The sequence below is a fragment of the uncultured Acetatifactor sp. genome (genome assembly GCF_948601915.1).
Classification (GTDB): Bacteria; Bacillota; Clostridia; order Lachnospirales; family Lachnospiraceae; genus Acetatifactor.
In genome coordinates, this window is the sequence record NZ_CAPDXS010000171.1 from 1 (window position 1) to 10,011 (window position 10,011).

The window sequence follows — 10,011 nt, forward strand, 5'->3', positions numbered from 1 at the left end:
TGGACAAGGGGCTCTGCGGCAGCTCCCTGACCCAGTTCTATTATACGGCCCGGATGATCCTGGTGAAGAGCGAGACGGATTTCGATAAATTCGATATGGCCTTCGAGGAGTGCTTCAAGGCTGCCCAGAGGGAGACCGAGGTGGGCAAGGAGATGCTGCGCTGGCTGGACAAGTCCGACATGATGGAGCTGGCTCACGAGGAGGCCAGGGATCATATGAACAAGATGGAGGATCTCCAGATTGACAAGGAGGACGTGGAGGAGAAGTTCCGGCAGCGCCTGAAGGATCAGGACAGCGAGCACAATGGCGGCAGCTTTTGGATCGGCACCATGGGCAAGACCTCCTTCGGCAATACCGGCGGCAACGTGGGCGGCGTCCGGGTGGGCGGCAAGACCGGCTACCAGTCCGCCTTTGCGGTGGTGGGGGCAAGGAAGTACCGGGATTTCAGGGACGACCGTGTCCTGGACAACAGGCAGTTCCAGATGGCGTTCCGGAAGCTCCGGCAGTTCTCCAGCAGGCTGGACATCCCGGAGACGGAGCTGGATATAGGTGGCACAGTGGACAAGACCTGCAACAACGGCGGCTGCCTGCAGATCGTCATGCAGAAGCCCAGGAAGAACGCGGTGAAGCTCCTGCTCCTGATGGATTCCGGCGGCACCATGATTCCCTTCAGCAGCCTGCTGAACGACCTGTTCCAGGCCATCCATAAGTCCAATCACTACAAGGATGTGAAGACTTATTATTTCCACAACTGCATCTACAGCAAGGTGTACAAGACCCCGGAGTGCGAGAACGGGGACTGGGTGGACACGGAGTGGATGTTCCGGAACGTGGACAGCGACTACAAGGTCATAATTGTTGGGGACGCGGCCATGGCGCCGGAGGAGCTGTATTCCGACACGGGCAATTACAGGGGGCCCAACGGGGGGCTGTCGGGCTATGAATGGCTGCGGCTGATGAAGAAGAAATATAAGAAAATCGTGTGGCTGAACCCGAAAATGGCTCCGGGGCGGGCTCCCTGGCGGGAGGCGGAGACCGCGGTGAAGGAGCTGTTCCCCATGTACAAGCTGACGGTAGACGGGCTGAACCAGGCTATGGTGAAGCTGATGGCGAACCGGTAGTCCGGGCAGGGACGGAGGTTTTATGGTAAAAGCCAGGGCTGTTTTAGAGAGCTGTAGGCTAATGCGGGGAAAGGAGTGTTGTATGGAGCCGGCATGGGCAAAGGGGTATACGGAAGAGGATTATTACAAGCTTCCGGAGAAAGTACGGGCAGAGCTGATTGATGGACAGTTCTATTACATGGCTGCGCCCAGCCGGATTCATCAAAAGATTTTGATGGAATTGTCGGGCACCATACGGGACTACATGAAATCAGGAAAAGGTTCCTGTGAGGTATATCCGGCACCTTTTGCCGTAAAACTCTATCAGGATAAAACAACGATTGTGGAACCGGATATCAGTGTGATATGTAATGTCGATAAGCTTACGGATCGGGGATGTACAGGTGCGCCTGACTGGGTTGTTGAAATCGTTTCACCAAGCACTTCCAGCCATGACTATATCCGCAAGCTGAATTTATATGCCAATGCGGGGGTGAGGGAATACTGGATTATCAACCCCCAAAATCGGACTGTGCTGGTATACTTTTTTGAAGAGGCGGCCTTTGAGGTTGGGCAATATACATTTCAAGATAAGATAAAAGTCAAAATTTATGACGATTTGTGGATAGATTTTGCAGAGCTTATCTGACTTGACGGATTTTTAAAAAATGTATTGACAAAGCAATCCGTGCCGTTTATAATGAGGAACCAGAACATCAGAGAACGCGATGATGGGAAGAAGTACCTTTGTCTAAAGGCTGACAGAGAGTTGCCGGTTGGTGAGAGGCGCGAGAAGGACAGAGAGAAAATACATCCCGGAGCAGCAGGGCTGAACTTAGACAGTAGGCCATGCCGGCAGGCACCGATATCAGCCGGAGTATTGATGGATACTCACTAAGCCGCAGGGTGTGAGCCTTGCGGGAAGTAAGGTGGTAACACGAGCGCAGGCCCGTCCTTTCACAGGACGGGCTTTTTATATGCTCACTTGCCGTAGCCGCCAGCGGAAGAGCTTTTTCCTGCCCGGCTTGCCGCGCAGTGTGCAGACGCGCCCCTGCCTACCCATCGCAAAGAGAAAAGGAGAGAGGAAAATGACAGTATTCGACGAACTGAAAGCGAGAGGCCTTCTGGCCCAACTGACGGATGAAGAGGAAATCAAGGAACTGATCAACAACGGAAAGGCCACGTTCTACATCGGCTTCGACCCCACGGCGGACAGCCTGCACGTAGGGCATTTCATGGCGCTGTGCCTGATGAAGCGGCTGCAGATGGCGGGGAACCGGCCTATCGCGCTGATCGGCGGCGGCACGGGCATGATTGGCGACCCTTCCGGCAGGAGCGACCTGCGCACCATGATGACGAAAGAGACCATCGACCACAACTGCGAGTGCTTCAAAAAGCAGATGAGCCGTTTCATCGAGTTCGGCGACAGGCTGGAGGAGGGCAGCTCCAAGGCGCTGATGGTGAACAACGCGGACTGGCTGATGGACCTGAACTACATCGAGTTCATTCGGGACATCGGCGTGCATTTCTCCGTGAACCGGATGCTGACGGCGGAGTGCTACAAGCAGCGCATGGAGAAGGGCTTGAGCTTCCTGGAGTTCAACTACATGATCATGCAGAGCTACGACTTCCTGAAGCTGTACGAGAATTACGGCTGCAACATGCAGTTCGGCGGAGACGACCAGTGGAGCAACATGCTGGGGGGCACGGAGCTGATTAGGCGCAAGCTTGGCAAGGATGCATACGCCATGACGATTACTTTGCTTCTGAATTCCGAAGGAAAGAAGATGGGCAAGACCCAGAAGGGCGCGGTATGGCTCGACCCTGACAAGACCTCGCCCTTTGAATTCTACCAGTACTGGAGGAACGTGGCGGACGCAGATGTGCTGAAATGCCTGCGGATGCTGACCTTCCTGCCCATCGAGCAGATTGACGAGATGGACAAGTGGGAGGGCAGCCAGCTGAACCAGGCCAAGGAGATCCTGGCCTTCGAACTGACCAAGCTGGTGCATGGCGAGGAGGAGGCCCGGAAAGCCCAGGAGAGCGCCAGGGCGCTGTTCTCCGGCGGAGCCAGCGGGGCGGACATGCCTACCAGCGAACTGACGGAGAGCGATTTCCAGGACGGCACCATCGATATCCTGGGCATCCTGGTGAAGTCCGGGCTGACCGCGTCCCGCTCCGAGGCCAGACGCGCGGTGGAGCAGGGAGGCGTCACGGTGGACGATGAGAAGATCAGCGACATCAAGACCCAGTACAGACCGGAGCAGCTTGCGGGAGACGGAATTGTAGTCAGGAGAGGGAAGAAGAATTACAAAAGAGTGACGATGGGTTGATGGGCGAGATTCAGCTGAAGGGGGACAGGTAGCATGCTGTTCAACTCCTATATCTTTATTTTGTTCTTCCTGCCGGTGACGTTGGCCCTGTATTTCGGCCTGAACCATTTCCGTCAGGAAAAAGCGGCGAAAGCAGCATTAATCGCCATGTCGCTATGGTTTTACGCCTATTTCCATGTCGGATATCTGGCAGTGATTCTGTCCAGCATCTTGGCTAATTACGGAATCAGTAGGGCTCTTCTGAAAAAGGGGAGCCCTGTCTGGCGTAGAGCGGTATTATGGCTTGGTATTATCGGAAATGCGGGAGCGATATTCTATTTTAAGTATTTCAACTTTCTGCTGGAGAATATCAATGTGATCCTGCGTACCTCTTTTGATCTGCAGGATATATTGATGCCGCTGGGCATCAGCTTCTTCACATTTCAACAGATTTCCTATCTGGTGGATTCCTACAGGGGAGAGACGGCAGGGTATGGGTTGTTGGACTATATGCTGTTCGTGGCCTTTTTCCCTCAGCTTGTGGCCGGGCCCATTGTGACCCATGAGGAAATGATGCATCAGTTCCAGGATTCGGAACGGAAACGTTTTAGCCAGGAGGGGCTTGCCAGGGGGCTATATCTTTTTTCCGTGGGTCTGGCCAAAAAGGTTTTGCTGGCGGATACGCTTGGCAGGGCGGCAGACTGGGGATTTGGCAATCCGGACGCCCTGTCCGCCGCCGCGACATTCGTGCTGTCGCTTCTGTATGTCTTTCAGCTCTATTATGACTTCAGCGGATACTGTGATATGGCATGTGGCATTGCCTGCATGTTTCGGATCGACCTGCCGGTCAATTTCAATTCTCCCTACCAGGCCCTCTCCATTGCCGATTTCTGGAAGCGTTGGCATATGTCCCTGACCCGTTTCCTGAGGAAATATATCTATTTTCCGCTGGGCGGGAATCGAAAAGGAAAGCTTCGGACATGGATGAATGTGCTTACGGTGTATCTGGTGAGCGGTATCTGGCATGGGGCGAACTGGACATTCATCTTATGGGGATGCATCCATGGAATCGCCCAGGTTCTGTATCGGATATTCGGCGGGCTGTGGGACCGGCTGCCGAAGCTGCTCAGAGGGGCATGCACGTTTTTGTTCGTGGATATGGCGTTTATGCTTTTCAGGGCAGATTCGCCGGGGGATTACGGCACGCTGCTGTCGAATATATTGCTGGGGAAAAACGGGGGAATCCCGGCAGAAATGACAGAGTGCTTTCATGTGATCGAATTTACCTATCTGGAAGACCATGTGGGAGCGCTGGGAGCGATTGCGTCTCGTATGCCGAGTCTCCATATGTGGATTGTCCTGGGGATAGCTGCCGGGATAGCCTTTTTCGGCAGGAACTGCCATGAGCGTGAATTTCAGCCCACGCTGGCAAAGGGGTTGGGCTGTATCGCACTGCTGGTATGGTCGGTGATGTCTTTGTCAGGCCTGTCGGTTTTTCTGTACTTCAACTTCTGACAGGAGGTGGTAAACAGCTGTGAAACATGGTTTGATATCCGCCGGAGGCGGGTGAGGGGGTGTGATGTGGGGATGAAAGCTTCTAAATGGAATGCGCTGGTTCTGGGAGGGACATTGGGGATGCTGTTCTCTGTGGCGGCGGCCACGGTGGTCATAGACCCGTTTCTGCATTATCATGGGCCGCTGGCGGGGCTGGAGTATCCGCTTCTGGATGAACGGTATCAGAATGATGGCATAGCCCGTCATTTTTCCTACGATGCACTGATAACGGGGACCAGTATGACGCAGAATTTCAAACCCTCGGAATTTGACGCGCTGTGGGGAGCGGAAGCTGTCAAAATCGCCTTTTCCGGGGCAAGCTACAGGGAGGTTGACGAGAATGTGCGCCGTGCGCTTACCTATAACGACCATGTGCGGTATGTGGTGCGCAGCCTCGACAGCAGCATGCTGAACGTGCCGGCTGAATATAACGCATATGACGGATATCCGGAATATCTCTTCGACGACAATCCCTTTAACGATGTGCGGTATCTCCTGAATAAAGAAGTAGTGCCTAAGACGCTGGCTGTATTGAACTATACCCGTGCGGGAAATGTGACGCCCAGCCGGGATGAATACGGAAGCTGGAGCCGATATAAGGTATTTGGCAGGGAAATGGTACTTGCGTCCTGCGCCGAGCTGGGAGATTTTAAGGAAGAAATCAGGCTTTCGGAAGCGGACCGGAAGAATATTCGGGAAAATGTTCAAAGGAATGTGCTCCGGACAGCGCTTGATAATCCACAGGTTACCTTTTATCTGTTTTTTCCGCCGTACAGCATCTGTTATTGGGATGCGCTGGTGCGCACGAAACAGCTGGGCGCGCAGCTGGACGCAGAGGAAATGGCGGTGGAGCTGCTGCTTCAGGCAGACAATATCCGCATCTTTGCTTTTGGCGACAACCTGGGGCTGGCTGAGGACCTGGATAATTATACGGATGCCCTGCACTATGGAGAATGGGTCAATTCGGATATCTTGAGATGGATAAAGGAGGGCGAATATGAACTGAGGGCTGATGACTATGAGGCATATTACAGCCGAATCAGGAAGTTATATACGGAATATGACTATTCTTGGTTGTGGGAGTAATGTTTTTTGGTGGAACCTTTTCATCCCTTTCTCGTCTATATCATCAGAATGGCAGCTGTAGGGATTTTCAGCCGACATCGGATAATGACAAGGAGGGATATTATGAGAAGACAGTATGTAAAGGCGACGAAAGCCGCGGCTTTTCTGCTGGCGGCCGCCATGGCCGTCTCCGCAACCGGCTGCGGCAGGGGGGACGCGGACAGGACGCAGGATGGCAGCGCGGTTCAGGGGGCGGACAGAGGCGGCACAGATGCGGAAATGCCGTCGGAAGCGACAGACAGCGCTACGGCTCCTCCCGCGGCAGCTAACGGCGATGCCGGAACGGCTGGAGGGAGTGCAGCATCCACAGGCAGCGGAGAGGACAGGGAGAAGGACGGCGGAGAAAACAGCGCAAAAAACGACGGCGCTGTCGAAGCGGAAGCCGTCTGCGCCATCACGGATTTCGGCCTGCGTCTCCTGCAGCTTGGCATGGAGGAAGCTGCCGCTTCCGCTTCAGGGAAGGAGGCCTTCCAGCCGGAATCCGCGCGTGACGAAAGCCTGAGCGACGGAAACGTGCTCCTTTCCCCTTTGTCTGTGCTCCAGGCGTTGACCATGACGGCGGGAGGCGCCCGGGGAGAGACCCTGCGGCAGATGGAGGAGGCCTTCGGGATATCGGTGCCGGAGCTGTCCTCGTATCTGGCGGATTACCAGAGGGCGCTTCCGGCAGGGGATGAATATAAACTGAGCATGGCAAACGGTATCTGGTTCACGGCGGACGAAAGCTTTACCGTGGAGACGGACTTCCTGGAGAGGAGTGGGGAAATGTTCGACTGTACGGTGTGCCGCGCGGATTTTGACGATTCTACGAGACAGGAAATCAATGCCTGGGTAAAGAACAATACGGACGGCATGATTGAAGAGATTCTGGACGAGATTCCCGAGGACGCGGTGATGTATCTGGTTAATGCTCTGGCCTTCGATGCCCGGTGGCAGGAGCGCTATCGCGAGGACCAGGTGCGGGAGAGGGAGTTCACCATGGCAGACGGAACCGCCCAGAAGGTGCAGATGATGTACTCCGAGGAGAGCCTGTACCTAGAGGACGAACATGCCCAGGGCCTGATGAAATATTATGCGGACGGAAAATACGCCTTTGCGGCACTTCTGCCGGAGGAGGGCATGACCCTGGCGGAGTATGCCGCCACCCTCACAGGAGCGAGGCTGTTGGAGATCCTGTGGAATCCTGTCAGCGTACAGGTGAGTGCGGCCATTCCCAGATTCCGCAGCGAATACGGCGCTGACATACGCGACATGCTCCGGGAGATGGGCATGGCGGACGCCTTTGACATGGCCAGGGCGGATTTCTCGGGAATCGGCAGCTCTTCCCAAGGGAACCTGTACATCAGCCGCGTGCTGCACAAGACCTATATGGCCGTGGACGAGAACGGCACCAGGGCCGGAGCCGCCACGGCAGTGGAGATGAGGGCCGAGGGCGCCATGGAGGACGTGAAGGTCGTGCATCTGGACAGGCCATTCCTATACATGATCATCGACTGCCGGGAGCGGCTGCCCATATTCATGGGAACCGTGGAGGCCGTGACCGCGCCTTGATTGATGACGGAATCATAATTTCAAAACCTCCTACATATACATCTAACAGTATATACAGGAGGTTTTTCTATGCAAAATGATTCCATAAACACCTACGACCTGTACAATGACATAAAAAACCGCACAGGGGGAGAGATATACATAGGAGTGCTGGGGCCGGTGCGCACCGGGAAATCTACTTTCATCAAACGCTTCATGGAGGAGATGGTGCTGCCCTACATGGAGGATGAGCACGCAAAGCTCAGGGCCCAAGATGAGTTGCCCCAGAGCGCAGGGGGCAAGACTATCACTACCACGGAGCCCAAGTTCATCCCCAATGAAGCCGCCAGTGTAGTCTTGAGCGGGGAGATTCCGGTCTCCGTGCGGCTGATAGACTGCGTGGGATACATGGTGGAGGGCGCGGCCGGGCATATGGAGGAGGACATGGAGCGCATGGTGAAGACGCCCTGGTTCGACTACGAGATTCCCTTCACCCAGGCTGCGGAGATCGGCACGGATAAGGTCATGAACGACCACTCCACCATAGGCCTGGTGATTACCACCGACGGCAGCTTCGGTGAGATTCCCAGAGGGAACTATCTGGAGGCGGAGGAGAAGACCATCCTGGCCCTGAAAAGGCTGCGCAAGCCCTTCCTGGTGCTGGTGAACAGCCAAAAGCCCTATTCGGAGGATGCCAGGCGGGTAGCGGAAGAGATTGGCGAGAAATACGGAGTGGCGGCGGTGACCGTGAACTGCGAGCAGCTGAAAAAGGAAGACATACACATGCTGCTGGAGAACGTCCTGTATGAATTCCCCATCTCCTCCATCGAATTCTATATGCCCAAGTGGGTGGAGATGCTCCCCTGGGACAACCGCATGAAGCAGGACATCATAGGCCAGGTAGGGGCCATGATGAAGGACTACAGCACCATCCGGGACGTGAGACGCAAGCCCATTGAGCTGACCAGCGAATACATAAAGCGCTGCAAGACGGATGCCATATGTCTGTCGGACGGCGTCATCCGCGTGACATTGGACGCGGAGGAATCCTACTATTATGAGATGCTGACAGAGATGGTGGGGGAGACGATCGCGGACGAGTACCAGCTGATCAGCAAGCTGAAAAGCTTCGCGGCCATGAAGCACGAATACGCCAAGGTGCTGGATGCGGTGAACATGGTGAGGATCAAGGGCTACGGGGTGGTGACCCCGGACAAGGACGAAATCACGCTGGAGAAGCCGGAGCTGATAAAGCATGGCAACAAGTTCGGCGTGAAGATAAAGGCTTCCAGCCCTTCCATCCATATGATCCGGGCCAATATCGAGACGGAGATCGCCCCCATCGTAGGGACAGAGGAGCAGGCCAACGATTTGATTGGCTTCATCAATCAGGAGGACAGGGAGAGCGGCATCTGGAACACCAATATCTTCGGGAAGACGGTAGAGCAATTGGTAAATGATGGAATTACGGCTAAAGTGGCCGTCATCGGGGAGGAGAGCCAGCTGAAACTGCAGGATACCATGCAGAAAATCGTCAATGACAGCAACGGAGGTATGGTGTGCATCATTATCTAGTACCCCACTGCATGAATCCTTGAGCAATCAGCGCTGGCTGTCCACCCCAGTACAGCGTTGGCGTCAGTGGACGATGCCCAGCATCGCCCCCTTCCTCCGCCTTGTCCTGGCGCGGACATCAAGCACTGATTCCCCGGGAATTCATGCGCCGGTGTACTGGGACAGCATTTCAGGGCAGGGCTTCGGCTCTGCCCCGTCATTTATCTGGAAGAGAGTCCTTTCTTGCAGCGCAGATTCTGATATATTGCCTGAAGTCCAAAGTATGATTGTATTTTGGGAGATAGTATACTATAATAAATAAAAAGCGGAAGACCGTTTACCAAGAAAGGATGAAGACATGAATTATCGTGAATTCGGCAAAACAGGAGAGAAGATTTCGGCGCTGGGATTTGGATGTATGCGCTTTCCGGAATATCAGGAAGGCGAGAAGAACTTCGTGGATCAGGACAAAGTGGATGAGATGATTACATACGCCTATGAGAACGGCGTGAACTATTTCGACACCGCTCCCGGATACTGCAACGAGAACAGCGAAGCGGCCCTGGGACATGCGGTAAAGGGCTTCCGGGACAGGATTCTCATCTCCACCAAATGCCCCATAGAGGCGGGCATGGGAGCCGACGGCTACAGAAAGCGCCTGGAGAAGAGCCTTTCCCACCTGGGCACGGACCATGTGGACTTTTACCATTTCTGGGCCCTGAACCGCAATTCCTACGACAATGTAGTCGTAAACGAAGGCCTCCTGGAGGCTGCCGCAAAGGCCAAGGAAGAAGGGCTTATCCGCCACATTTCCTTCTCGTTCCATGACGCGCCGGAAG

At 54.7% G+C, this 10,011-nt stretch carries 8 protein-coding genes and 1 other annotated feature; all 8 genes read left to right on the forward strand.

Annotation, left to right across the window (positions count from 1 at the left end):
• Window positions 1-1,121, forward strand: a 1,121-nt coding sequence (locus tag Q2B33_RS21150; RefSeq protein ID WP_300914231.1) for a VWA containing CoxE family protein, incomplete at its 5' end; no start/stop codon positions are given.
• 82 nt (window positions 1,122-1,203) lie between these two features.
• Window positions 1,204-1,749 carry a Uma2 family endonuclease gene (locus Q2B33_RS21155; protein ID WP_300569015.1) on the forward strand — a complete coding sequence of 182 codons (546 nt, stop codon included), beginning with the start codon at window positions 1,204-1,206 and terminating at the stop codon, window positions 1,747-1,749.
• Window positions 1,750-1,819: 70 nt separating this feature from the next.
• Window positions 1,820-2,060 (forward strand) — a binding site (T-box leader).
• Window positions 2,061-2,188: 128 nt separating this feature from the next.
• Complete coding sequence (gene tyrS / locus Q2B33_RS21160; protein ID WP_300569018.1) at window positions 2,189-3,433, forward strand: tyrosine--tRNA ligase; 1,245 nt, start codon at window positions 2,189-2,191, stop codon at window positions 3,431-3,433.
• Between the two features lie 33 nt (window positions 3,434-3,466).
• Window positions 3,467-4,927 carry an MBOAT family protein gene (locus tag Q2B33_RS21165; RefSeq protein WP_300569021.1) on the forward strand — a complete coding sequence of 487 codons (1,461 nt, stop codon included), beginning with the start codon at window positions 3,467-3,469 and terminating at the stop codon, window positions 4,925-4,927.
• Between the two features lie 72 nt (window positions 4,928-4,999).
• Window positions 5,000-6,052: a hypothetical protein gene (locus Q2B33_RS21170; RefSeq protein WP_300569023.1), complete on the forward strand. Its 1,053-nt coding sequence runs from the start codon at window positions 5,000-5,002 to the stop codon at window positions 6,050-6,052.
• 102 nt (window positions 6,053-6,154) lie between these two features.
• Window positions 6,155-7,639, forward strand: a complete 1,485-nt coding sequence (locus Q2B33_RS21175; RefSeq protein WP_300569026.1) for a serpin family protein — start codon at window positions 6,155-6,157, stop codon at window positions 7,637-7,639.
• Between the two features lie 84 nt (window positions 7,640-7,723).
• A complete protein-coding gene (gene spoIVA / locus Q2B33_RS21180; RefSeq protein WP_334305394.1) occupies window positions 7,724-9,193 on the forward strand; it encodes a stage IV sporulation protein A in 1,470 nt (489 codons plus the stop codon).
• A gap of 337 nt (window positions 9,194-9,530) precedes the next feature.
• Window positions 9,531-10,011, forward strand: a 481-nt coding sequence (locus tag Q2B33_RS21185) for an aldo/keto reductase (protein ID WP_300914232.1), incomplete at its 3' end; no start/stop codon positions are given.

What these genes read in the sequence shown, in the direction of transcription:
- Q2B33_RS21175 (WP_300569026.1), top strand. Translation starts at nt 6,155, where the DNA reads ATGAGAAGACAGTATGTAAAGGCGACGAAAGCCGCGGCTTTTCTGCTG.
- tyrS (WP_300569018.1), top strand. Translation starts at nt 2,189, where the DNA reads ATGACAGTATTCGACGAACTGAAAGCGAGAGGCCTTCTGGCCCAACTG.
- Q2B33_RS21155 (WP_300569015.1), top strand. Translation starts at nt 1,204, where the DNA reads ATGGAGCCGGCATGGGCAAAGGGGTATACGGAAGAGGATTATTACAAG.
- Q2B33_RS21165 (WP_300569021.1), top strand. Translation starts at nt 3,467, where the DNA reads ATGCTGTTCAACTCCTATATCTTTATTTTGTTCTTCCTGCCGGTGACG.
- Q2B33_RS21170 (WP_300569023.1), top strand. Translation starts at nt 5,000, where the DNA reads ATGAAAGCTTCTAAATGGAATGCGCTGGTTCTGGGAGGGACATTGGGG.